The following is a 22710-nucleotide window of genomic DNA, read 5'->3' as shown; positions in this document are numbered from 1 at the left end:
GGCATGTGAGAATGGCCTGAGCGCTTGGTGGAAGGAGCCTGATTCGTGGATGCGTCAACAGAGGCCTCGTCGTTGGCGCAGGGCCTCCGCTTGGTCAGGCTGGTCACGGACCGCGAGAAGCAGGGACGTCAGCTCCTGGGAGTCTCACAGTTGGCTGCCGAGCTGGATATGGAGCAGAGCCGGGTTTCACGGCTGGCCCAGGAACTGTGCGATCTTGGCCTTCTGGAACGCGTGGAGAAGGGTCCATTCCGCACAGGGCCACGATTCTTCACCTTGGCAGCTTCACTGAACGCAGGGTGGGTCCGGCAATCGCGGGCTGAACTGGAAGAACTCGTCTCGTCCTTCGGGTTGAGGGCCCGACTCTCCATTCGCGACGGCGTAAAGGTACTCCTGCTGCGGTCCTCCTCCAACAACTCGGTCTTGGGTGGATTCGCCAAGCCCGGCATGGTGACGCCGGCGTGGTGCACAGGCGCCGGCAGGGCCTTGCTATGGGACCATTCCCGCAAGGAGCTCGACGAACTGCTCCGTGAGGTGAACTTCATCGGCGTGGGCGGCCCTGCGGCTGCACACTCTCCTGCCGAAGTTGCGGCCTTCATGGAACGCGACCTGCAGCAAGGATTCGTCCTGGCCGCCGAAGAGTTTGAGCACGGCGTCTGGGAGCTGGGTGTCCCGGTCCGGGTGGCCGGTGGGCGCATTGTTGCCGCACTCAGCGTCCTGGGAAGCCGGGCCGATCTGGAGAAGGGTGCGACAGGCATCGCAGCGGTTCTTCAGTCCACAGCCAACCGGATTGGCGAGGTGGCAGCGTCCCCGGCTCAGGGCTGATTGGCCCCAGGGCGACCACCCACAGTGGACTCAAGCCAATCCCGCCACGAGCTGAGGGCCGTGGCGAAGGCGTGCCGCTGGGGCTCCAGGCGTGATTTGGGTCCGACAATCTGCAATGCTGCGGCAACTTCGCCTTTGAAGTCCCGGATGGGAGCGGAAAGGGAGTAGAGTCCCGGCTCTGCTTCTTCATCCACGATTGAGTAGCCACGCACCCGTGCCTTTGAAAGCCGGTCAAGGAACTCGTCAACGGAAGTTGGCGTATTTGGCCCGTGCTTCACGAACTCAACGTCGGCAAAGATCTTGCGGATTTCATCCTCCGGGGCATCCCACAGAAGAGCCTGTCCGGCGTCGCTGCAGTAGGCGGGATAGGGCCGTCCGAGCCAAGAGCCCACCAGGTTGGCGCTCTCCGGGACCTGCTCGCCAATGGTGACGGTGCTGTTGCCGCTCAATACTCCCAGGAAGCATGCCTCGTTGGTTTCGGACGCCAGGCCCTCCAAAGCGGTCAACCCGTCGGTCTTGAGGCGCTGCTCGGTAACCAACTGCGCGTCCGTCAGGATGGACCAGTCCAGGCAGTACTCACGCTGGTCCGTCCTCCTGAGGAAGCCTTCCTGCTGTGCACCCTTGAGGCTGCGGGAAACTTGGCTGCGGTCCTTGTCCAGGCGGACAGCAACGTCAGCTACCGTGCCGCCGTCGAGTCCTTCGGCATGACGTTCCCCCACCGCAAGGAGAGCCATCATGCCACGGCCCATGCTGGAGGTCTTTGACATGGGTTGAGTCTATCCACCCCGGACACGGGCGGCTGATATGCGGGAGCTAGTGGATGGCGAAGACCCGGGCAGGGAATCCGCTGCCTTCCAATGGTTTTGCCCACGAAGCGATCAACATTGCGCCCGATTCCGGAAGCCGGTCCAGGTTTGCCAGGAGTTCGATCTGCCATTTGTCCTGAGCCAGAACGTAGGTCTCCAGGCTGAAATCCTGCCGTGAAGTGGCCATGCCTGGGTCCGTGTCAGTCTGTTCGTGGCCCACGGCGGCAACGGAGCGCTCCTCGATCAGGAACTGAAGGACCTCCCTGGACCATCCCGGCGTGTGGCTGACGCCGTCGCGGTCGACGTTGGCCATGGCTGACGCATCTGGCCAGCGGTTGCTCCAACCCGTGCGGAGGGCAACGAATGCTCCGGACGGAATGTCCCCGTTTCGGGCCTCCCACTCCCGGACGTCGTCCAGGGTGGGCGTTGCGTCCGCATCGGCCTGGACGCGCGTGCTGATGTCCAGGACGACCAGCGGCAAGACCATGTCCTCCACCGGTATTTGGTCCAAAGTGCGGCCGCCACGGACAAAGTGCGACGGCGGGTCCACGTGCGTGCCCCATTGACCCACTATGGAGTACCTGTGGGCGGTGAAACCGTCGCCCTTGTCCATATCGAAAAGCGCTTCCCTTGACTCGTCGGGAAACGCCGGAAAGTGGGGCTGCCCGGGGTGGAAGGCGTGGGTGAGGTCAGTGAATGTCCTGTTGCGGAGAAGTGGTGCCACCTCATCCCACAGAGGGAGGCTCATGACGCCACCCGCATTTCCGCTGCAGACAGGGCACTGCTGGAGACGCTCAGGGGACCGGAGACCTCGATGACGGGGACCTCCCACGGGTGGATATCCACAATGGCCTGGACCAGTCGCTGCACGGCGGAGTCATCCAGCGAGTCGTCAAAGTAGGTAGTGAATACGAAGGTGGGGGAGATCGTCCGCTGGCCAACGCTGCCCAAGGTGGGGTTGGCACCCTCGGCTACCGTGAACCCTTCAAAGCCGGCAGAGGACTCGAAGACGTGGTGGTAGTTGCCGAAGCCGCCGAGTTCCGGGATAGCGGTCAAGGCGTCCAGCAGCGAGGCAATGCCGGCGTCGGACTCCAGGGCCAGCAGCTCGCCAGCGGCAAGGCGGGTCATGGTCTCCACCGGAATGGGCCAGTGGATACGGAGCTTCCGCACCGGTTTCAGTTCGATCTTCATTGCAGGGTGACCTTCCGTGGGGTGCTGTTGCATGACATCGTGCCATGACGTGACGAGCATTACAAGCATATAGAAATGCTTATTCTGCACACTCAGGCGACTGCAGGCCAAGACGGGCGGTCACAGTCCCGCCACAGTTCCCCCATGTACAACGCACAGCCCCTGCGGCTTTAGTGGACTCATGACATCTACCCAGCAGCCGCATCCAAACCACGACAAGGGCCTGGAGTTCGACCTCTCTACGTTGCTGAGCCGGAGGCGAACCTTGGGTGTCCTCCTCGGCACTGGCACCGTTGCCGCCCTCGCCGCCTGTACGCCTGGGGCGGGCGGCGGCAGCGCGACGCCGTCGGGAACCTCCGGCGGTACTGTCACCCCATCGCAAGGCGCGACGACGGCCGCCTCACCATCGGCGCAAGCCACCAGTACCGTTACGCGAGCCTTTGCGGAATGCGGAGTGGAAATCCCCGAGGAAACCCTTGGTCCCTACCCCGGCGACGGCTCAAACGGACCGAATGTGCTGGAGGTTTCGGGAATTGTGCGCCGGGACATCAGGTCCAGTTTCGGATCGTCCACCACCAAGGCCGGAGGGGTGCCCCTCACGGTCACATTGACGTTGCTTGATAACGCCAACGGATGCGCACCGTTGGCCGGTGCAGCGGTCTACGCGTGGCATTGCGACCAGAACGGCAAGTACTCGCTCTACGACCGAGGCCTCGAAAATGAGAATTACCTGCGGGGCGTGCAGGAAGCGGATGCCAATGGGCAATTGACCTTCAGCACCGTCTTCCCGGGCGCCTACATGGGCCGCTGGCCTCATATTCACTTTGAGGTATTTGAATCAATGAGCAACGCCACCAGCGCCGGTCAAGTCCTGGCGGTGTCCCAAATCGCCCTGACGCAGAGTGCCTGCAAGGCGGTCTACTCGACTGCGGGCTACGAAGACAGTGCCAGCAGCTTCCCGCAAACCACGCTTGCTTCCGACAACGTCTTTGGTGACGACGAAGGTATATACCAGTTGGCGACTATATCAGGCTCGGTTGCCGGCGGATATACGGCAGCCCTGAACGTCACCATTTAGTGCCGACACCTCCCCTGATTCGACGCGGAACCTTTGCCAATCCATCCGGCTAGACTCGGGGTCATGCCCTCAAACGCTTCCGCAGCAGTTGACCACATCCAGGACCTCGGCGCGTATGTCTCGGCGTCGCCGTCGAGTTTCCACGCCGTTCACGAGGCCGCCCGCCGCCTCGACGCCGCCGGTTTCAGTGGACTGGATGAACGACAGCCGTGGGACGGCGGGGCGGGCAAGTTCTACATCATTCGTGACGGCGCGCTGATTGCCTGGGTGACGCCTGAGGATGCCGGGCCGACAACAGGTTTCAACATCCTTGGCGCGCACACCGACTCTCCGTCATTCAAGTTGAAGCCCAAGCCCACAACGGGCAAGTTTGGTTGGCTCCAGGCGGGCGTTGAGGTGTACGGCGGCCCGCTCCTCAATTCGTGGTTGGACCGGGAACTGCAGCTTGCCGGCCGCCTGGTGCTGCGCGATGGCACCCAGCACCTCACGTCCACGGGGCCCCTTCTGCGCTTCCCGCAGCTGGCCATCCACCTGGATCGCGGCGTCAACGACAACGGCCTTCACCTGTCAAAGCAGCAGCACATGAACCCGATCTTCGGCCAGGGAGACCCTGTGGGTGAGGACCTGCTGGGGCTGCTCGCTGCCGGCGTCCAGGGAGCCACGGTGGACGCTGCCGAAATCGGCGGATACGACGTCGTTGTGGCTGACACGCAGGCCCCTGCGGTTTTCGGGGCCAAGGGTGAGTTCTTCGCTTCCGGTCGCATGGACAACCTCTCCTCCACGCACGCGGGGCTGGTGGCGTTGATCGCTCATGCCGCAGCAGCGCCAAAGGGCGGTTCGATTGCAGTTCTCGCGGCCTTCGACCATGAGGAGATTGGCTCCAATTCGCGCTCAGGGGCCTGCGGTCCGATCCTCGAGGACATCCTGGTGCGCATCTCAGAGGGTTTGGGAGCCTCGGTGACCCAGCGACGGCAGGCCGTGGCGGCGTCGTTCTGCGTTTCCGCCGACGCCGGCCACGCTGTCCACCCGAACTACGCCGAGAAGCACGACCCCGCGAACAAGCCGGTGCTTAACGGTGGTCCGCTCCTGAAGATCAATGCCAACCAGCGCTACGCGACCGATGCTGCGGGGGCTGCCCTGTGGGCCAGGTTGTGCGCCGAAGCCGAGGTTCCCTACCAGGAATACGTCTCCAACAACGATCTTCCCTGCGGGTCGACCATCGGTCCGCTGACTGCGACCCGGTTGGGGATCCGCACGGTCGACGTAGGCGTGCCGCTGCTGTCCATGCACTCTGCGCGGGAGCTGTGCGGCGTGCGGGATCCCCACTACCTTGCGTCGGTTACCGAAGTGTTCTTCCGGCCGACTACCTAGGCGAAAGTCTCAAGGACTCGTTTCGGGCATATTTCGATTGTTTTCATAAGGAAACTTTCGATGCCTGTGGCTATACATTTTGTGCAGACTTCCTTTTTCGGCGTTGCCAAAATGTCCGAATGCACAGGAATCCGGCTTTCCGGGGTAGCTACTGTGGGTAAGTCATGTGGCCTGTGGCACACCACGCTTGCCCAACTCAAACCCCAAAGGACGGCGCCGATCCATGCACGCTGACCAACAGCTTTCAAAGTCCCTGAAACCACGCCACCTCTCCATGATCGCCATTGCGGGCGTCATTGGAGCAGGTCTGTTCGTTGGCTCCGGCGCTGCTATCCAGCAGGCCGGCCCCGGCATCCTGGTGGCCTACCTGGCTGCGGGCCTTGTAGTCATCCTCGTCATGCGCATGCTTGGTGAGATGGCTGCGGCCAACCCGGAGACCGGTTCTTTCTCCACATACGCTGACAAGGCCCTTGGCCGCTGGGCAGGGTTCAGTATTGGCTGGCTTTATGCCTGGTTCTGGATCATCGTCCTCGGCATCGAGGCAACTGCGGGCGCCGCCATCATGCACCGCTGGGTACCTGGCGTGGATCAGTGGATCTGGGCGCTGGTTCTCATGGTGCTCCTGACGTTGACCAACCTCGGCTCCGTCAAGTCCTACGGCGAATTCGAGTTCTGGTTCGCTTCGGTCAAGGTCGCGGCGATCGTCATCTTCCTGCTGGCCGGCATCGCTGCAATTCTCGGCCTGATTCCAGGCGTATCCGCGCCGGGTGTTGCCAATCTCCTGGACCAGGGCGGCTTCATGCCGAACGGCCCGGGGGCTGTGTTGGCGGGCATCCTCGTGGTGGTCTTCTCGTTCTTTGGCGCCGAAATTGCCACCATCGCGGCAGGCGAATCCGAGAACCCGGTGGACGCCGTCAAGAAGGCCGTGAAGTCCACCGTGTGGCGCATCCTGATCTTCTACATCGGCTCCATCGCCATCGTGGTGACCCTGCTGCCTTGGAACGACGCTTCAGTGGCCAAGAGCCCGTACGTCGCCGTCATTGAGCTGTATGGCATCCCGGGCGCCGGCACCATCATGGACATTGTGGTGCTCACTTCCGTGCTTTCCTGCCTGAACTCAGGCCTTTACACCGCCAGCCGCATGTTGTTCTCGCTCTCGCAGCGTGGCGACGCTCCAAGGTCCTGGATGAAGATCTCCAAGCGCGGTGTTCCGGCCGCGGCAGTCCTTGCCTCCACGGTGGTTGGGTTCGTTACCGTTGGCCTGAACTACATTGCCCCGGACACTGTGTTCCTGTTCCTGGTGAACACCTCGGGCGCCATTGCGCTGTTTGTGTGGCTGGTCATTGCGGCATCGCAGCTCATCCTGCGCCGCCGGATGGGCGCTGCAGCCAAGGACCTCGACCTCAAGATGTGGTTCTTCCCGTACCTCACATGGATTGCCATCGGGGCGATCGTGGCCCTGATCATCGGCATGGTCATCATCGAGTCCACGCGTGAGTCGCTCTTCCTGTCGCTGGGCCTTGCCGCAGTTGTGGTGGCCATCGGAGTGTTCCGCTACCGCAGGAACGGCGGAAGCGTTGTGGCGGCACCCAGCGCCAAAGCCGAGCGTGAAGAGGTCGGTTCCGGACCGGCGTCGTAAGGGTCCTTAAACAGCGGGGCAGCTGCCGTCAACGTTCGACGGCGGCTGCCCCGCTTTTCTTTGTGACCCGCCTGGGAAGCGGCTACTGGGCCAGTCCGATCACCAGGTTGATGGTGACGGCCAGGACCACAGTGCCAAACAGGTACGAGAGCAGGCTGTGCTTCAGCGCTTCGGCGCGGATCCGGTGGTTTTCCAGGTTCGTGTCGGAGACCTGGTAGGTCATGCCCAGGCTCGTGGCCAGGTACGCAAAATCCGTGTACTGGGGCGGCCGGTCCTGGTTGAAGCTGATGCCGCCCACCCCTCCGCCCGCCTCCTGCGCGGGGCTGTAGTAAAGCTCCGCGTACCGCAGCGTGAAGAGTGTTTGAACCAGCATCCAGGACAATGCCACGCAGGCAAGCGCCAGCGCACCCGAAGACAGCCGTGATCCGTTGTCCTCACTGTGGGAGTTCACGATCACGGCCACCGCCGCAGCAATGCTGGCCAGGTTCGCGATCAGAATCAGGAGGTCGGTGACTCCACGCGATGGGTCCTCGGACGTGGCATGCTGTTTGGTCTGACCAGGATCCATTCGGGCGATCACCAACCAGACCCAGGCCACGTAAATCAGCGCTGCCGTGGCCCATCCCACCGCCGGGGCATCCACCCAGCTCCCCGTCAGCCCCGTCGCGAAGAATGTGGCGGCACCTGCCACGAGCATGGCTACAAAGCGCAGCCTGCTGCGCCGGACCCTGGCGTTTGTCACTTGGCCGCTGCTGGTCATTGTTGCTCCTGTGAAGCGGAGTTGCCCGGGATTTCCCGGGCCTGGCGGATGCCGTCCCTCACTCCAGCACGGACCACAAAGTACAGGGCGTAGAGGGCTATCGCGGCAAACACAACGGTCAGGACCAGGTTGTTCAACGGTGTGGCATCCATGGCGCCACTCTAACGGGGCGTCTTCGGTTGGACAGGAATCTGCGAATCGGCCCTGTTCGTGTTACTGTCTTTGTCGCTGTCAAGGAGAAAAACGAAAGCGCTTCTCCTGATCACCTTGCGCGGGTGGCGGAATGGCAGACGCGCTAGCTTGAGGTGCTAGTCCTCGAAAGGGGGTGGGGGTTCAAGTCCCCCTCCGCGCACAGAGAACCCCCGGGAGATCGTTGATCTCCCGGGGGTTTTGTCGTTGGAGCCCGGCGCCGCTCCGCCGACGGTGTCAGGCGCCCGACGGCGTCAGGCGCCCGGCCGGGGCGCGAACATAATTACCCCTACGCCCACGATGCAGACCGCAGCGCCGATGACGTCCCACCGGTCCGGCCGGAAGCCGTCCACCAGCATTCCCCACGCCAGCGAGCCGGCAATGAATACGCCGCCGTACGCGGCCAGGACCCGCCCGAAGTGGGCATCCGGTTGGAAAGCTGCGAAGAAACCGTAGATTCCCAACGCCACGATGCCCAGCCCGGCCCACCACCAGGCCTTGCCTTCGCGGACTGCCTGCCAGATCAGCCAGGCGCCGCCGATCTCAGCAACCGCGGCCAGGACGAAGAGGACGATGGACTTCAGGATGGTCATGGCTCAAGTATTCACTGCCGCGTACCCTGCCGCCCACGCGGGTTTTCCACATACGGCAAGTGCCCCGTTCCCGCCGTCGATCCGCTCGAATAGCTTTGAGTGCAGGAGATGCACTAAGATATTGAAGTCTGTGTTACGCCCTCCTTCCGAATCTTCGGCGGGGGAGCGGTGCACAGCATCGCAAATGAACCTCCTGTTACGGAAATACCGTAACCGCTTAGCCCAAAGGAGGTGGGTTCACATATGCGTCCTTACGAATTGATGGTAATCATCGACCCCGAGGTCGAAGAGCGTACCGTAGAGTCGTCGCTTCAGAAGTTCCTTAATGTCATCACCACCGATGGTGGAACCATCGAAAAGGTTGACATCTGGGGCCGTCGCCGCCTGGCATACGACATCAAGAAGAAGTCCGAAGGTATCTACGCCGTGGTGAACTTCACCGCTGCACCGGCTACCGCCAAGGAACTTGATCGCCAGCTGTCCCTCAACGAGACGATCATGCGCACCAAGATCATCCGCCCCGAAGACCAGAAGGTCGTTGCTGAGTAATCAGCCCCTTCAAAATCTTTACACCGCAGGAACGAACAAGGAGGCAGTAGATGGCAGGCGAAACCACTATTACGGTCATCGGTAATCTCACCAATGACCCCGAGCTGCGGTTCACCCCGTCTGGCTCAGCAGTAGCGAACTTCACCATCGCTTCTACTCCCCGGACCTTTGACCGCCAGTCCAATGAGTGGAAGGACGGGGAAACCCTGTTCCTCCGCGCATCGGTATGGCGCGAAGCAGCCGAGAACGTGGCCGAGTCCCTCACCAAGGGCATGCGCGTCATCGTTTCCGGCCGTTTGAAGAGCCGTTCCTACGATACCAAAGAAGGCGAAAAGCGCACCGTTATCGAGCTTGAGGTCGACGAAATCGGCCCCAGCTTGCGTTACGCAAACGCCAAGGTCAACCGTACCCAGCGCTCCGGCGGTGGACAGGGTGGCTTCGGCGGCGGTAACTCCGGTGGCTTTGGAGGTGGCGCTCCTGGTGGAAACCAGGGTGGCGGCAACTCCGGTGGAAGCTGGGGCGGCAACCAGCCCGCACAACAGCAGGATGACCCCTGGGCTACGCCCGGTGTCAGCAATGCTGGCGGCTGGGGCAACGGCCCGGATTCCGAACCTCCCTTCTAAACACAACATAAAAGTCCGACGCCGGACGCTCACCGGGACTGCCGAAAGGCACCTTGGCGATCACCGCCGTCGAACACCACCATCCCGTGGATCACGATCCACGGGCTCCATAGAAAAGGAGCTCCACGATGGCTAAGGCTGAACTCCGTAAGCCCAAACCAAAGTCCAACCCCTTGAAGGCCGCTGACATCACTGTCATCGACTACAAGGACGTAGCACTGCTGCGCAAGTTCATCTCCGACCGCGGAAAGATCCGTGCTCGTCGCGTTACTGGCGTTACCGTTCAGGAACAGCGCAAGATCGCCCAGGCAATCAAGAACGCCCGCGAAGTTGCTCTGCTGCCTTACTCCGGCGCTGGCCGCGGCTAAGGGAAGGGATTAACTAACATGGCAAAGCTCATTCTGACCCACGAAGTAACCGGTCTCGGTGCTGCTGGCGACGTTGTCGAGGTCAAGGACGGTTACGCACGTAACTTCCTGCTGCCCCGCGGCTTCGCTCTGACCTGGTCGAAGGGTGGCGAGAAGCAGGTTGAGTCCATCAAGGCTGCCCGCGCCGCTCGCGCCCACGCTTCCGTTGAAGCTGCACAGGCACAGGCCCAGGCCCTGTCCTCCAAGAAGGTCAAGCTCGAGGTGAAGGCCGGCGAGTCCGGTCGTCTCTTCGGTACCGTCAAGCCGGCCGATGTCGCTGCTGCTGTTGAGGCCGCTGGCCTCGGCGCCATCGACAAGCGCAACGTTGAACTGCCGAACCACATCAAGTCTGTCGGTTCGTACCAGGCCAACGTTCGCCTGCACGAGGATGTTTCCGCTGTTATCGACCTCGAGGTCGTTGCAAGCAAGTAGTCTTTGACTGCATCCAAAGACCCCCGCTGCCGGATTCCGGCGGTGGGGGTCTTTTTGCTGCCCCCGGTGCGGGAGCTAGGGGGAGTGGAGCTCCGACATCACGTGCTGGTATCCGGACCGGATCATGTCTGCCAGCACGTCACGGTTCACGTCGTCCAGCTTGTTTACATACAAGCAGGCGGTACTGGTCTTGTGTTTACCCAGCTCCGGAAGAAGCCGGTCCGCGTCAGGGCCTTCGGTGACGCCGTAGAGCACCAGGTTGGACTTTCGCGGGGAGAAACCGACGGCTGCCGCATCGCCCTCACGCCCACTCGCGTACTTGTAGTGGTAGCTCCCGAACCCAATAATCGTGGGACCCCACATGACGGCTTCCTGGCCGGTGATCCGCCGCATCATGTCAAGCAACTCGAAGCCGTCCGCTCGCCGCGTGGGGTGCTCCACGGACGCCAGGAACCCCTCGACGGATACGTCGGTGGGCTGGGTCTTGTTCTCTGCCATGCTGGTAGTTTGGCAGACACTGGCCACCCCTGCCAGCACCCAGTGATAGCCTTCACCGGTGACCCCAGAAGCCCTTCGCATCCGGCCCTTCCACCAAGTCGACGTCTTCTCGGACCGACCCTACCGGGGAAACCCCCTGGCCGTGGTGGTGGACGCCGAAGGCCTGGATACAGCCACAATGCAGCACTTTGCCAACTGGACCAACCTTTCGGAAACTACGTTCATCCTGCCGCCCACTGATCCACGTGCCGACTACAGAGTGCGCATTTTCACGGGCACCGAGGAGTTCCCGTTCGCGGGGCACCCTACGCTCGGATCGGCCCACACGTGGCTGCAGTGCGGGGGAGTGCCCAAGGCTGATGGCGTGGTGGTTCAGGAGTGCGGTGCCGGCTTGGTCCGGGTGAAGCACGACGCCGGCCGGTTGGCTTTCGCTGCTCCGCCGCTTACCCGCTTTGGTCCGGTAAGCGACGCTGAGCGCGTCCAACTCGCTGCCGGTCTCCGCCTTCCAGAGGCGGCGCTCCTTGACGCGTCGTGGCTTGTCAACGGCCCGGAATGGATCGGCGTGCTCCTTGGTTCAGCAGAGCAGGTGCTGGCCCTGGACCCCGACCTTGTAGCCATGGGTGAGTTGAAGGTTGGGGTGATCGGGCCGCACCAGCCGGGCTCCGGCGTCGATTTTGAAGTCCGCACCTTCGTCCCGGGCGACGCCATGGTGGAGGACCCGGTGACGGGCAGCTTCAATGCGGGCGCGGCCCAGTGGTTGATCGGAAGTGGACGCGCACCCAAGGAGTACGTGGCCGCACAGGGCACAGTCCTGGGCAGGGCTGGGCGCATCCACGTCTCGTCCAAGGATGGGGACATCTGGATCGGCGGGGCGTCCACCACCTGCATCCAAGGCACGGTGCTGCTCTAGGCTAGCGCGCCGCGTCACAGCTGTTTGGGCCTGGACAACACCGATACCAGCACGATTCCCGTGCTGAACAGGGCCTGCACAATCACTACGCTCCACGGAGTGTAGCCAAGGTATAGCGCCAAGAGGAGCGGGACCATCGCCAGGATGGTCACGTCCAGTCCTCGCATCAGTGAGCCCAGCTGCGCCCGCGGCACCGGACCGAAGGGTGTGTCTACCGGGGGAGCGGACCAGTCCGGCGCAGCTTTGGTGGCAGAGCGGAGGGTTCCGGCGCCCATCCCGACGCCGGACAAGGCACCTACCGCGATCAAGGCAGGATCAGAGGCGCCCAGGAAAACCAGAAGACCACTGAGGGTGGCCGTCCACGCGGCCATCGCGAGGCAGGGCATGAGCGTGCGGCTGGTCCGGACCAGTGCCGGATGGAGTGGAAGCAACCCATCGAGCGCGGGAACCAGGGCGGTCTTGCGGGCCACGCTCCCCATTCCGGAGGCCGTGGCGCAGCCGGCTATGACGATGATGGCCAGCTGCGCGAATTCCGGCAACCCCCCTTCCACCAGCAGCACGGCTATGCACGCGGCCAACCACAGCAGGGAAGGGACCAGGGGCGGGTTGAGCCGGAGGAAGGCCACCGTATCGGCACGGATCAGCGCCCTCAGCGGTCCGCCCGCGGGTCTGGCCAAAAGGCGTGCGGCCCTGCCGGCGTCGACCGTTTTCCGTCCCGCTCCCAGTGCGCGGAGTACCTCGTTGGAATCCATCATGAACAGGGAAGCGCCGGTATGACCGGCCACGGCCCCGCCACGGATCAGCTCTTCGCCGCTCACCTCACCCGCGCGTGGCCCCACAACCGCCAGGAGGACGACGGCGGCCACGCCCGCCAGTGCTGCCGGCCAGGGAGACCCCGAGACGGCCGGAAGGACCGCGCATGCCAGGAGCACTGCCATGGTCACTGCCCGGCCCAGCCTGGGCCCGAGCACACCAAGCTGCTGGAACGCCGCCAATGTCACTGCGATCACCCCGGCGCTCCCAAAGGCGGCTGATGCGAGAAAATGCCCGGTGACGCTGCGGTCAACAGCGGTGACCAGGCTGAAGGGGAAGTACACGACGGCAAGGCCGGCCCCGGTGAGTGCTGCCTTGCGGAGGAAAGGCGGCAAGACCATGGGGCGACGATCGATGGGGAGGGAGAGCCACCAGGTGCTTTCGGGACCACCCACCGTGATCGGGCCGAGCTTCCGGGCAAGGTTGGCAATCACCAGCAGGAATGCGTATGTCACGGAGGTCCATAACACGGGCACCGGCAGCACAAGCCATTGGGTTCCGATGATGCTGTTGCCTGCGGAGGCATGGTCCGCGATCTCATTGCGCAGCGCCAGGACGAACGAGGCGGCGATGGCGAGTGAGACGCCGATGCCGAGACCCCAGCTGTAGGCATCCACGAAGCGTTCGCCCCACGATGTCCGGCTGCGTTTGTACTGGCGGGTGGATCGGCGGGTAAAACTGACGATCTCCGCGGCAAGGTGACGGTCCAGCGTCGGGCTTTCACGAGTGAGCATGTCAGGAACCGGCAATGATCGAGGCTCCCTGTTCGGGGCCGAATTCGCGGACTTCGTCGTCAATGACCAAGCAGGAGGAGGCCGTGGCGAGCAAGAGGTCCGGATCGTGGGTCACCAGCACCACTGCGCCACCGTTCGCGGCGTGCCCGGCGATGCGCTCTCCCAAGGCCACCCTCATCATGGGATCGAGCCGCTGTTCCGGCTCGTCAAGGATCAGGAGCGACGACGGGCGGATAAGTCCGGCTGCAAGCAACAGCCTGCGCCGTTGTCCGGAAGAGAGGGCGTCGGGGATGGCGTGGGATCTTCCCTGGAGGCCGAAGAATTCCAGTTCTTCCTCAACCCGTCCTTCGGGGTTTTCCACGGAGTGACCACGGGCAACGAGGAGCAAATGTTCCCGGACAGTCAGCGAGGGGAAGAAAAGATCGTCGTCGAAGACCGCCGAGACCTGCCGGCGGAAGGGGACGGCGTCGGGGTCGATGAGGAGGCCGTGGACCTTTACGTCTCCCGCCAGGGGTGCCTGCCGACCTGCGATGGTCCGGGCCACGGTGGACTTTCCGGCACCGTTTACTCCCACGATTCCCAGGACTTCACCGGCAGAGACCGAAGCCGATACTTCGCCGCACACCGGAGCCCCGGCGTAACCAACAAGCAAGCCTTCGGCCTCAAGTACCATCCCCATGGTCCAACCCTACAAGCGCACCCGGCAGGCAGTGGACGCCGGCATCCCGGGCAGGTAGGCGGGGCCCTCAGAGGAATGAGCGGGCCTCAAGGTCTTCCATGGCCCAAGTGAGGATGGTCAGGTCGAAGGGGTCGCGTTCCAGGATCCCGAAAAGGTAGGCATCGAAGTCCCAGAGCTTGGCGTTGCCACCATTGGCCCAGTACCACGCCCACAAATCGTAGAGTGTGACCTCATGCTCAAGGACGAGTGTTCGTGCTGTCGTGCGTGAGTCTTCCATGGTTTTTCCCACTGCTGGCCGCCACACCGCGCCGCACCAGTTGATCGACACAGGTCCATTTCTTGAACCTGTTTTCATGGTTTCACGTTCGGCGTATATCCGAAACCCCCGCAGGTTGCGAATACTATGGGAACTTCCGAGGGATACAGCCGCCTGAATAAGGGACCTCGCAATGAATCAGGAGTACATCGTGGATTCTGCCCGGACCTTTGAGTCGATAGTCATCATTTTTAATCCCAACAGCACGGGGGATGCGCCGGAGCTCGCCAAGCAATTGCACCAAAGGCTGAAGGAACTCCTCACGTACCAGCCCGAGATCATCCTCCAACCCACGGAGCACGCAGGCCACGCCGTGGACCTGGCTCGTGAGGCGGCGGCGAAGGGCGGGGATGTACTGGTTGTGTCCGTCAGTGGCGATGGCGGCTACAACGAGGTTGTCAACGGCGTCATGCAGGCCGGGAATCCCCGAGCCGTCTGCGCTGTCCGGGCGGCGGGCAACGCCAATGACCACAGCAGGATCATAGCCACCAAGCCATTGGAAGAGGCCATAGCGGAGGGCAAGGTCCACAACATCGACCTCCTCCGCATCCATACCGGCCAAAAAGAGAATGAGCCGCTGGAATACGCGCATTCCTACATCGGATTCGGTTTGACCCCTGTGGTCGCAACGGAACTTGAAAAGGGCAGCAAAGGCGCTTTGAAGGAGATGGTCACGGTGATCCAGACCTTCTCCAAGTTTGAGCCTTTTGCGGTTCGCCTGGATGATGGAAAGCGGCACAGGTTCGACAGCCTTGTTTTTGCCAACATTCCGGAGATGGCCAAGTACGCCACACTCAGTGAAGCGGCCGACCACCCGTCGGATGGGAAATTCGAAGTCATCATTTTCCCCCACATGCCCAAGTGGCGGGTCCTCCTGACGGCGCTGAAAGCCACTACCCAGGGCCTGGGCGACCAGCCGAGCGTGAGCAGCTACGAATTCACCACGCTCAAACCACTGCCGTACCAGATGGACGGCGAAGTGAAGAGCGTGGGGGCCAACGTCAAGGTCAGGGTGGAGTGCGCTCCGCAGGCCTTGGCGACGCTGGGCTAGTTATCCGCCGGGCGCGCAGGCGGCGGTCACAAAGTCGTAGATGCGGCCGCGCAGTTCATTTGAGGCCGGCACTTTTATCAGGCCCTGCCGTTCTCCCAGCCTGATCCGCAGGGGGAGGAGGGTGCCCACCTTGTCTTCGGCAACGGCATGGGGGTCGCAGCGGGCGGGACGGATGGTCAGCGGCAGTTCTTGCTTGTCCGTGCCCACGGTAATGTTCCTGGGCCAGGGACTGTCGGGGGATTGGGCCAGCAGTGTCGTTTCATCGACCGACTCGATGGTGAGGGCCGCTGTTCCGCCGCCGGTCGCCGTCGGGGTGATGACAAGGCGCACGACGGCGGTCCGTCCGTCCGCTGCCACCTCAAGTCCGGGGGCCAGCGCCATAGTGGCGACGGCGGCGGCTTCAGTTGCGGTACAGAGCTCGGCGGCGTTTCTGGTCAGTACGCCGAAGGGATCGCTTGCACTGGTGGTCTCTTCCTTTGTCTCTTTGCCAAATTCCCCATACTCCAACGTGGCGCCGGGTGGTTGCGGGGAAGTGCTTTGTGATGCTCCACAGACCGCGTCGGGAAGTGCCGTTGGAACGCTTTTTGGTTGCCGGGGTGGAAGTTCAAGGCCGCTACCGGATCCGTGCCAAAAGATGTCCCCGTCGAAAAGGGATGAATGGAGCCGAGCGCCGTACACGGTTAACGGGTTGTCTGTGGTGTTGGTGAACAGGATTTGGATGGCCTGCTTGCCGTACTGGTCCCGGGACTGGTTGATTTCAACGGTGATAGGCCCAGCGCTGCCTGAGGATGGCTGTGCGGGTGGAGTGCCGGCGTCGCAGCTTGCCAGGGCGGGTGCCATCGCTGCCAGGAGCAAAATCGTGGCAGGGAAGCACCAATTTCGGCACGCCATGCGATCAGTGTAGAGCCCTGATTGGACGGCAAGGCCAGTTAGCCAGCCCAAAGACGGAGGGGGACTCTGGCGAGTAAACCATAAGCATGCTTAGCTTAAGCCAGTGCCGAATCCTCCACCTGCGCAGAAAGGTCCCACATGTCCACCGTGACCCGGTTGTTCCAAACCCCTGCAGCAGATGTTTGGAAGGTTATCCAGGAGGGCTGGCTCTACTCCGGCTGGGTAGTGGGAGCCTCAAGAATTCGATCCGTTGATGACCATTGGCCGGCGGAGGGGTCCCGGCTCCACCATTCCGTGGGCTCGTGGCCGTTCCTCATCGACGACAGCAGCCGTGTCACCGCCGTCGAGCCTGAACGGAAGCTGGAACTCCTGGCGAGGGGGTGGCCACTGGGCGAGGCGAAGGTCCTCATCACGCTGGAAGACCTCGGCGACTCCAAATGCAAGGTCTCCATCGCTGAGGACGCCGTGCGGGGCCCGGGAAAGGTTGTGCCCAAGAAACTGCGCGACCCCCTCATTGCTGTCCGGAACCGCGAAACCCTTAGGCGGTTGGAACTCATGGCGCTGGGTGGGGCTGGAAGGTCCTAGGGCCGGATCACCCAGTCGAAGGCATCTGCCTTGGACCGCGCACCCTGGGCTGACTTTGAGCGGTTGGGCTCGCCGAGTTCCGCCAGCAACTTCTCCGAAAGCACCACGAGTTTGCCGAAGACCTCCGGCGTCAGCCAGTCCGGGCGGGTTGCGAACAGGATGTCCTCAGTGGAGGTATTGCCGCTGGCGCCAGGTGCAAAGGGGCAGCCTCCCAGGCCACCCAGGGCCCCATCCACCATGGCAGCGCCGGCTTGGATGGCGGCCAAAGTGTTCGCCACCCCCAAACCCCACGTGTCGTGGCCGTGATAGACGATCCGCCGCGCCGGTGACTCATTGCGCACGCGCGAAATCAAGCCTGCGACCTGCGCAGGAACCGCCTGCCCCAAGGTGTCGCAGATGACGATGTCACTGGTGCCCTCGGCGCGGGGGTCATTGGCAATTGCAAGGACGCGCTCTTCGGGAACATAGCCCTCAAAAGGACACGTGAAGGACGTCGCGATGCAGAGCTGGATCCGGCCATTGACTGCCCGCGCGTATTCCACGGCCTCAGGCAAAGCAGCGAGGCTCTCATCCGTAGTTCGGCCGATGTTGGCCTTGTTGTGCGAATCGGATGCAGACAGGCAGTACTGGAAATTCCGTGCACCGGCGGCGGAAGCCTTGGCGACGTGACCGGGCGTCGCAACCCAGATCCAGCATTTTTCGAGCTCTTCCGGAGTCAGGGCCTGCACCACCTCCAGGGTGTTGGCCATGGTGGGAACCAGGTCCGCCCGTGCCATGGAGCCCAGTTCAATGGCAGGAACACCGAGCCGCAGCAACTCCCGCACGGTCTCGATCTTCTGTTCCGTGGGGAGGAGCTTGCCCGTTAACTGGAGGCCGTCGCGCAGCGTGACGTCCCGCAAGATGGCGCTGCCCAAGGTTGAGGCCAACGGACCCTTGGACACGTTCATGGTTGGACTACCTCCTCGCGGCCGGAGGCGGCATCGATCTCCTTGGCGCTCATCCCCAAGAGACCTCCAAGGATCTCCTGGGTGTTTTCGCCAAGGTCCGGCCCCAGGTTGCGGATGGGCAGGGACTCGCCGCCGATAACGGGAACTACGCCGGGGAAGCCCACCCCGTGCAGGGTTTCCTCGCCCGTTGAAACATCGAACTTCTGGATCATGTTCCGTGCCGCGTACTGGGCGTCGTGACTGATGTCCGCGGCGGTGTAGATGGGTCCTGCGGGAACGCCTGCCGCTTCCAGGGTTGCCACGGCTTCAGCGGCGGACAGGGTGGCAGCCCATTCCCCGATCGCCTGGTCCAGCTCTTCCCGCCGGGCCCAGCGCCCGGCGTTGGCCTGCAAATCGGGGTCGTTCCCAAGATCCGGCCGGCCGATGGTCTGCATGTACCGCTGGAAAATCGAGTCACCGTTGCCGGCCACCACAATGCTCGCGCCGTCCTTGCACACATAGGCGTTGGACGGGGCGATCCCTTCCATGCGACCACCCACGCGCTGACGGTCCACACCGTAGGCCTGATAATCCGGAATGAGCGATTCCATCATGGAGAACATGGCCTCGTGCAGGGCGACGTCAATGACGCGCTCGGTGAGGGGAACGGCCTCAGGCGAGTCCCGGCGTCGTGCTTCACGCTGGTACAGGCCCATCACGGAGCCGAAGGCGGCGTAGAGTCCGGCGATCGAGTCTCCTATGGAGACGCCAACGCGCACAGGCGCGCGGTCCGGGTCGCCCACCAGGTTGCGGAACCCGCCGTAGGCTTCGGCGACGGCGGCGAACCCGGGCCGTCCGGACAGCGGCCCTGTCTGCCCGAAAGCCGAGATCCGGGTGACGATCAGCTCCGGATTGACCTGGTTCAGGACCTCAGGACCCAGTCCCCACTTCTCCAGCGTGCCGGGGCGGAAATTCTCCAGCAGGATGTCGGACCTGGCCGCCAAAGCCAGCACGGCATCACGACCCGCCTCAGTGCGGAGGTCCAGGACCACGGACTTCTTGTTGCGGTTCAGCGTGCGGTAAAGCATGGAAGTGGTGCCTTTGTGCAGCCGCCAGTTCCGCAATTCGTCACCGGTTCCCGGCCGTTCCACCTTGATGACTTCGGCGCCGAAATCGGCGAGCAGCCGGCCAGCTGTAGGAGCCGCGATGTAGTTGCCGAGCTCGAGGACCCGGACGCCGTCCAGCGGGGCGATTGTTTGCTGTGTCATGGTCCTCTTCCGTGCGTGATGCTACGCCCATGGTATGAGTTGGAAGCCATCCGGCAATGCCTTTTTTGCAAACCTAGACTAGGGCCATGACATACGCCATCCGGCCAGCCCTAGAGCGGGATGTTTCCGGGATTGTGACCGTGGAAAGAGCTGCGGGGCGCGTAACAACCGCCCGGGAAAAGGACTTCGCTGCACATATCGGCGCCGCGATCGCTGACCCCGCCCGCTTGGTATTGGTGGCGGAGTGGTTCGGAGGCCCGGACGCCGTCCTGGTGGGCTGGGCAAAAACACACCATTATGACGCCGGGGACGGGCGTGCGCCCGGCGGTCACTACCTGGGCGGTATCACCGTGCTGCCGGATTTTCGGCGCCGGGGTCTGGCTTCTGCACTCACCTCGGACCGGCTTGAATGGATTTGGGAGCGGGCCGACACCGCGTGGTACGTGGTGAACGCCCGGAACGAGCCCTCTTTGGCGCTGCATCAGAGGTGGGGTTTCCGGGAGGTCGCCCGCGGCTCCACTTTTCACGCGGTAACGTTCGACGGCGGCGAAGGCGTCTTGCTCGCGGCGGCACGGCCGCTGTCCTGACCCCGGGAAACGCCCCTTCGCCTTAGCATGGGTCCAGGGACGCGCCGACCGGGGGAGTGTGTAATGGGGCCATTGGATTCGATTCAAGCCAGTGCAGGGAAAACCGAGGCAGCCCAGGCGCCACCAAAAGCCAAGGTTCCACGAAAGCGTTCTTCAGGGCTGCGGAAACTGGAGGTCGCCATCCTGGTGGTGCTGGTCATTGCCTTGGCCCTTTCTGCCACTCCTTGGCCCTCGGCCCTGCTGATCCGCAGTGTTTTTGAACGGGGCGCCCAAGCAACCATCGATGAAATGCTGCCCTACGTTCCCGATACTCCCCTGCAAACCCAGTCCGGGGTGGTGTACAAGCCAGGCTCCACGTTCGATGTCTTCAGCCCGCAAGGGACGTCCGCACCGCTTCCCACGATTGTGTGGATCCATGGTGGGGCCTGGATTTCCGGGGCGCAACGCGACGTCAATCCCTATCTCCAAATACTGGCAGCCCAGGGATATACCACCATCGGCATGAGCTACCCGATCGCGCCCGAGGCTACGTACCCCACTGCGGTGCAGGACATCAATGAGGCCTTGGCCTACATCAAGGCGCACGCTGCCGAACTGAACGTGGACGCCGGCCGCATCGTCCTGGCCGGGGATTCCGCCGGGGCCCAGCTGGCCAGCCAGATGACCACGTTGACGGTGAACCCCGAATACGCCAACCTCATGGGGATCAAGCCTGCCCTCCAAAAATCGGACCTTGCTGCCACCATCCTGCATTGCGGTGTCTACGATCTCCGGGCCATGGCGGACCTCAACGGCATCGTGGCCTGGGGTTTCCAGACCTCCCTCTGGGCCTACACCGGAACCAAGGACTGGTCCGCCACCTATGCAGGTGCCACCATGTCCACCATCGACTTCGTGACTGCAGATTTCCCGCCCACGTTCATCAGCGGCGGGAACGGAGACGGGCTGACCTGGCTTCAATCGGTGCCGTACAGCAACCGGTTGAAGGATGCCGGCGTTCCGGTTACGGAACTGTTTTGGCCCGCAACGCACCAACCTGAGTTGCCTCACGAGTACCAGTTCCATCTGAACTTCTCCGAAGCCCGGGAGGCGAGGGACAAGACCTTTGAGTTCTTGTCCGCGCACGCCTCAAGGCGCTAGGTACCGCCTGGCTCGGTCTCAGATATTGCAGCCGGATGCGCGCGCAGCCGAATAGGGGTACCAGCTGATCGGCCCCGGACCCATCTGGGGGCTGCAGAGGATGTTCCAGGTCCGCGGACCAACGATGCCGTCCGGCTGAAGTCCCCAAAACCGCTGGAAACCAATTACAGCGTTCCGGGTGGCAGGGCCGTACGAGTTATCAACTGCCAGAGTCGCGTAGGGAGAACCAATCCGGGTGCGGAACGCATTGAGCAGCACCTGGATGTTGCCGACGCAGCTGGAGTAGCCGCCGTAACTGTAGTTGTAATCGACGCAACGGCCTGCCGCTTCTGCAGGTGCCGGTGCGGCGACGCTGAGCGTCCCGCCCAGCACGAGGCTTGCGGCCGCAGAGGTGAGGGCCAATTTCCACGTGCGTGTCATTTTCGGCATGATAAATCCCTTCGATAGAGAAACTTTGCTTCATGCTAACCCGGGCCATCCCCAGTGGACATGGGTAGTTCTCCCACGGAGTGCCCGGAGTGCCAAGGGTGCGCGGGAATACTTCCGGAGGCACGCCTGTTCATAGATTTAGATGCAAATGCATGTAAGCTGTATGAACAAGCAACAGGAGAATGCCATGGAAACCCGCCGCATCACCGTACTTTCCGCCGGACTCGGCGTCCCGTCGTCGAGCCGCCTGCTGGCCGACCAGCTGGCCGCCTCCGCCGAGCGGCAGCTGCGCGGAGCCGGCTATGAGGCGAAGATCGACATTGTCGAACTGCGCGACCTCGCGGTGGACATCGCCAACAACTTCGTCACCGGTTATGCCGCCCCGCGCCTTGCCGAGGTGATTGCCGGCGTCGAGGATTCCGACGCAATCATCGCCGTGAGCCCGGTGTTCAGCGCCTCCTACAGTGGCTTGTTCAAGTCGTTCATCGATGTCCTTGACCCCAAGTCGCTGGACGGCAAGGCTGTACTGCTTGGCGCCACTGGCGGCACCGACCGCCACCAGATGGTCCTCGACTACGCCATGCGCCCGCTGTTCACCTACCTGCGCACCAGGATTGCCGCGACCGGCGTCTTCGCCGGGCCGCAGGACTGGGGAAATACCGACGACGGCGGCTCGCCGCTCTCCTCGCGGGTGGACCGGGCCGCGGGTGAACTCGTGCAGCTGCTCAGCGGTCCCCAGCCGAACCGTAAGAACGCAACGCTGGAATCACTGCCGTTCGAACAGCTGCTGGCCGGGATCTCGGGCAGCAGGTAGTCGAACCACTCCCGGCGCTTTTGAGTTCGTTCAGTCGTCCAGGAGCTCGATGAACTCGCGGGCCTGCTTGATGTTGATATCGGAGTGGCGGGTCAAGGCCAGTGCGGCGCCCTCTACGTCGCCGCTCTTCGCCAACGTGCGGATCCGCCCATAGATTTCGTCGTTGAGCATGTTGCTGCTGACCTCGCGGGTCACGTCGCCCTTGCTGACGATTGCCCTGTAGCGGTACGGGAAGCGCTCGGGCTCGTCGTCGTCATCCGCGAGCAGGTCTTTTGCGGGGGCCTCCGGAGTAAATGGCTGCGGGTGGGCAGCAAGGGCACCGACTGCATTGCGCGATGCCCGGAGGCCCTCTCCCGTGGCCTGAAGGTAGAGCTTGATGGCGGCCATGCCCTGGCCCTGCGCGATCAGTGAATACAGCTGGCGGTGCTGCTCCTGGTTGAGCTTCGCCGCGGATTCCTTGGCCAGCTCCACCGGGTCCTTCGGTGCACTGGCTGCGACGGCGCCTGCCTTTGTCTCTGCCGAGCGCTTGGTGAAGGAGTGAATGAGCAGGAGCACTCCCGCAACCACCGCAATGAGGATCAGGAGCGGAATGAGGATGGAATCCATGGC

Annotated in this window: 29 protein-coding genes and 1 tRNA gene; 15 read left to right on the top strand and 15 right to left on the bottom strand. The window is 63.0% G+C overall.

Going from position 1 to position 22710, the window contains the following annotated elements; all coding sequences use genetic code 11:
* The first annotated feature begins 45 nt into the window (after positions 1-45).
* Complete coding sequence (locus tag AB0N72_RS09315; protein WP_363932280.1) at positions 46-822, top strand: IclR family transcriptional regulator C-terminal domain-containing protein; 777 nt, start codon at positions 46-48, stop codon at positions 820-822.
* On the opposite strand, the gene AB0N72_RS09310 is transcribed toward AB0N72_RS09315, so the two are convergent.
* The 3 genes from AB0N72_RS09310 to AB0N72_RS09300 are packed head-to-tail and all read right to left on the bottom strand — an operon-like array spanning position 813 to position 2819.
* Positions 813-1589: an IclR family transcriptional regulator gene (locus AB0N72_RS09310; protein WP_363932279.1), complete on the bottom strand. Its 777-nt coding sequence runs from the start codon at positions 1587-1589 to the stop codon at positions 813-815. The two genes, AB0N72_RS09315 and AB0N72_RS09310, sit on opposite strands and share 10 nt — an antisense overlap.
* A 46-nt stretch (positions 1590-1635) precedes the next feature.
* The gene (locus AB0N72_RS09305; RefSeq protein ID WP_363932278.1) at positions 1636-2376 is read right to left on the bottom strand and encodes a cyclase family protein; all 741 of its coding nucleotides are present in this window, start codon (positions 2374-2376) and stop codon (positions 1636-1638) included.
* Positions 2373-2819 (bottom strand): hypothetical protein, encoded by a 447-nt coding sequence (locus AB0N72_RS09300; RefSeq protein WP_363932277.1) that lies wholly within the window; start codon positions 2817-2819, stop codon positions 2373-2375. Before AB0N72_RS09300 ends, AB0N72_RS09305 begins: the two co-directional genes overlap by 4 nt.
* 181 nt (positions 2820-3000) lie before the next feature.
* Here AB0N72_RS09300 and AB0N72_RS09295 point away from each other — a divergent pair, with 181 nt between their 5' ends.
* From AB0N72_RS09295 to AB0N72_RS09285, 3 genes are all read left to right on the top strand, one after another.
* Positions 3001-3897, top strand: coding sequence for a 3,4-dioxygenase subunit beta (locus AB0N72_RS09295; protein WP_363932275.1), 897 nt, complete (start codon positions 3001-3003; stop codon positions 3895-3897).
* A gap of 63 nt (positions 3898-3960) precedes the next feature.
* Positions 3961-5268: a M18 family aminopeptidase gene (locus AB0N72_RS09290; RefSeq protein WP_363932274.1), complete on the top strand. Its 1308-nt coding sequence runs from the start codon at positions 3961-3963 to the stop codon at positions 5266-5268.
* A 223-nt stretch (positions 5269-5491) separates the two neighbouring features.
* The gene (locus AB0N72_RS09285; RefSeq protein WP_363932273.1) at positions 5492-6907 is read left to right on the top strand and encodes an amino acid permease; all 1416 of its coding nucleotides are present in this window, start codon (positions 5492-5494) and stop codon (positions 6905-6907) included.
* An 82-nt stretch (positions 6908-6989) separates the two neighbouring features.
* On the opposite strand, the gene AB0N72_RS09280 is transcribed toward AB0N72_RS09285, so the two are convergent.
* Together AB0N72_RS09280 and AB0N72_RS09275 are read right to left on the bottom strand one after the other, a co-directional pair.
* A complete protein-coding gene (locus tag AB0N72_RS09280; protein WP_363932272.1) occupies positions 6990-7667 on the bottom strand; it encodes a DUF1345 domain-containing protein in 678 nt (225 codons plus the stop codon).
* Entirely contained in the window at positions 7664-7819 is a 156-nt protein-coding gene (locus AB0N72_RS09275) for a hypothetical protein (RefSeq protein WP_363932270.1), read from the bottom strand. Before AB0N72_RS09275 ends, AB0N72_RS09280 begins: the two co-directional genes overlap by 4 nt.
* 117 nt (positions 7820-7936) lie before the next feature.
* Here AB0N72_RS09275 and AB0N72_RS09270 point away from each other — a divergent pair.
* A tRNA-Leu gene (locus tag AB0N72_RS09270) sits at positions 7937-8019 on the top strand.
* 91 nt (positions 8020-8110) lie between these two features.
* On the opposite strand, the gene AB0N72_RS09265 is transcribed toward AB0N72_RS09270, so the two are convergent.
* Entirely contained in the window at positions 8111-8449 is a 339-nt protein-coding gene (locus AB0N72_RS09265; RefSeq protein ID WP_363932268.1) for a YnfA family protein, read from the bottom strand.
* Between the two features lie 243 nt (positions 8450-8692).
* Between AB0N72_RS09265 and rpsF the strand changes: the two genes are divergently transcribed.
* The 4 genes from rpsF (at position 8693) to rplI (ending at position 10460) form a co-directional block, all read left to right on the top strand.
* A complete protein-coding gene (gene rpsF, locus AB0N72_RS09260) occupies positions 8693-8998 on the top strand; it encodes a 30S ribosomal protein S6 (RefSeq protein WP_011776755.1) in 306 nt (101 codons plus the stop codon).
* Positions 8999-9048: 50 nt separating this feature from the next.
* Positions 9049-9621, top strand: a complete 573-nt coding sequence (locus AB0N72_RS09255) for a single-stranded DNA-binding protein (protein ID WP_363932266.1) — start codon at positions 9049-9051, stop codon at positions 9619-9621.
* 128 nt (positions 9622-9749) lie between these two features.
* The gene (rpsR, locus tag AB0N72_RS09250) at positions 9750-9989 is read left to right on the top strand and encodes a 30S ribosomal protein S18 (protein ID WP_003800144.1); all 240 of its coding nucleotides are present in this window, start codon (positions 9750-9752) and stop codon (positions 9987-9989) included.
* 18 nt (positions 9990-10007) lie between these two features.
* On the top strand, positions 10008-10460 hold the full coding sequence (rplI, locus tag AB0N72_RS09245) for a 50S ribosomal protein L9 (RefSeq protein WP_018778531.1): 453 nt from the start codon (positions 10008-10010) through the stop codon (positions 10458-10460).
* A gap of 75 nt (positions 10461-10535) precedes the next feature.
* Here the strand turns inward: rplI and AB0N72_RS09240 are convergent, their stop codons facing one another.
* Complete coding sequence (locus AB0N72_RS09240) at positions 10536-10958, bottom strand: DUF1801 domain-containing protein (protein ID WP_363932264.1); 423 nt, start codon at positions 10956-10958, stop codon at positions 10536-10538.
* A gap of 58 nt (positions 10959-11016) precedes the next feature.
* Between AB0N72_RS09240 and AB0N72_RS09235 the strand changes: the two genes are divergently transcribed.
* Positions 11017-11868: a PhzF family phenazine biosynthesis protein gene (locus AB0N72_RS09235; RefSeq protein WP_363932263.1), complete on the top strand. Its 852-nt coding sequence runs from the start codon at positions 11017-11019 to the stop codon at positions 11866-11868.
* A gap of 14 nt (positions 11869-11882) precedes the next feature.
* Here the strand turns inward: AB0N72_RS09235 and AB0N72_RS09230 are convergent, their stop codons facing one another.
* From AB0N72_RS09230 to AB0N72_RS09220, 3 genes are all read right to left on the bottom strand, one after another.
* Positions 11883-13415 carry a DUF6297 family protein gene (locus AB0N72_RS09230; protein WP_363932262.1) on the bottom strand — a complete coding sequence of 511 codons (1533 nt, stop codon included), beginning with the start codon at positions 13413-13415 and terminating at the stop codon, positions 11883-11885.
* A gap of 1 nt (position 13416) precedes the next feature.
* Complete coding sequence (locus AB0N72_RS09225; protein ID WP_363932261.1) at positions 13417-14094, bottom strand: ABC transporter ATP-binding protein; 678 nt, start codon at positions 14092-14094, stop codon at positions 13417-13419.
* A 67-nt stretch (positions 14095-14161) separates the two neighbouring features.
* Entirely contained in the window at positions 14162-14371 is a 210-nt protein-coding gene (locus tag AB0N72_RS09220; RefSeq protein ID WP_363932260.1) for a hypothetical protein, read from the bottom strand.
* 190 nt (positions 14372-14561) lie between these two features.
* Between AB0N72_RS09220 and AB0N72_RS09215 the strand changes: the two genes are divergently transcribed.
* Positions 14562-15461, top strand: a complete 900-nt coding sequence (locus AB0N72_RS09215) for a diacylglycerol kinase family protein (protein WP_363932635.1) — start codon at positions 14562-14564, stop codon at positions 15459-15461.
* Here AB0N72_RS09215 and AB0N72_RS09210 read toward each other — a convergent pair whose 3' ends face one another.
* Complete coding sequence (locus AB0N72_RS09210; protein WP_363932259.1) at positions 15462-16352, bottom strand: hypothetical protein; 891 nt, start codon at positions 16350-16352, stop codon at positions 15462-15464.
* A 138-nt stretch (positions 16353-16490) separates the two neighbouring features.
* Here AB0N72_RS09210 and AB0N72_RS09205 point away from each other — a divergent pair, with 138 nt between their 5' ends.
* Positions 16491-16937 carry an SRPBCC family protein gene (locus tag AB0N72_RS09205; RefSeq protein WP_363932258.1) on the top strand — a complete coding sequence of 149 codons (447 nt, stop codon included), beginning with the start codon at positions 16491-16493 and terminating at the stop codon, positions 16935-16937.
* On the opposite strand, the gene AB0N72_RS09200 is transcribed toward AB0N72_RS09205, so the two are convergent.
* The gene (locus AB0N72_RS09200; protein ID WP_363932257.1) at positions 16934-17884 is read right to left on the bottom strand and encodes a hydroxymethylglutaryl-CoA lyase; all 951 of its coding nucleotides are present in this window, start codon (positions 17882-17884) and stop codon (positions 16934-16936) included. The genes AB0N72_RS09205 and AB0N72_RS09200 overlap by 4 nt on opposite strands.
* Entirely contained in the window at positions 17881-19131 is a 1251-nt protein-coding gene (locus tag AB0N72_RS09195; RefSeq protein WP_363932256.1) for a CaiB/BaiF CoA-transferase family protein, read from the bottom strand. Before AB0N72_RS09195 ends, AB0N72_RS09200 begins: the two co-directional genes overlap by 4 nt.
* Positions 19132-19217: 86 nt before the next feature.
* Here AB0N72_RS09195 and AB0N72_RS09190 point away from each other — a divergent pair, with 86 nt between their 5' ends.
* Together AB0N72_RS09190 and AB0N72_RS09185 are read left to right on the top strand one after the other, a co-directional pair.
* Positions 19218-19718, top strand: a complete 501-nt coding sequence (locus tag AB0N72_RS09190) for a GNAT family N-acetyltransferase (RefSeq protein WP_363932255.1) — start codon at positions 19218-19220, stop codon at positions 19716-19718.
* Positions 19719-19781: 63 nt separating this feature from the next.
* Positions 19782-20858 (top strand): alpha/beta hydrolase, encoded by a 1077-nt coding sequence (locus AB0N72_RS09185; RefSeq protein WP_363932254.1) that lies wholly within the window; start codon positions 19782-19784, stop codon positions 20856-20858.
* A gap of 18 nt (positions 20859-20876) precedes the next feature.
* On the opposite strand, the gene AB0N72_RS09180 is transcribed toward AB0N72_RS09185, so the two are convergent.
* Entirely contained in the window at positions 20877-21278 is a 402-nt protein-coding gene (locus tag AB0N72_RS09180) for a peptidoglycan-binding domain-containing protein (protein ID WP_363932252.1), read from the bottom strand.
* A gap of 196 nt (positions 21279-21474) precedes the next feature.
* Here AB0N72_RS09180 and AB0N72_RS09175 point away from each other — a divergent pair, with 196 nt between their 5' ends.
* Entirely contained in the window at positions 21475-22101 is a 627-nt protein-coding gene (locus AB0N72_RS09175) for an FMN reductase (protein WP_363932633.1), read from the top strand.
* Between the two features lie 30 nt (positions 22102-22131).
* On the opposite strand, the gene AB0N72_RS09170 is transcribed toward AB0N72_RS09175, so the two are convergent.
* Positions 22132-22707, bottom strand: coding sequence for a hypothetical protein (locus AB0N72_RS09170; protein WP_363932251.1), 576 nt, complete (start codon positions 22705-22707; stop codon positions 22132-22134).
* Between the last annotated feature and the right edge of the window lie 3 nt (positions 22708-22710).

Origin of the sequence: Paenarthrobacter sp. NPDC089307, from assembly GCF_040685055.1 — a bacterium.
In the GTDB taxonomy this organism is placed as follows: Bacteria; Actinomycetota; Actinomycetes; order Actinomycetales; family Micrococcaceae; genus Arthrobacter.
The sequence above is the reverse complement of the archived record's forward strand: the minus strand, read 5'-3'. Positions and strand labels throughout refer to the sequence as shown.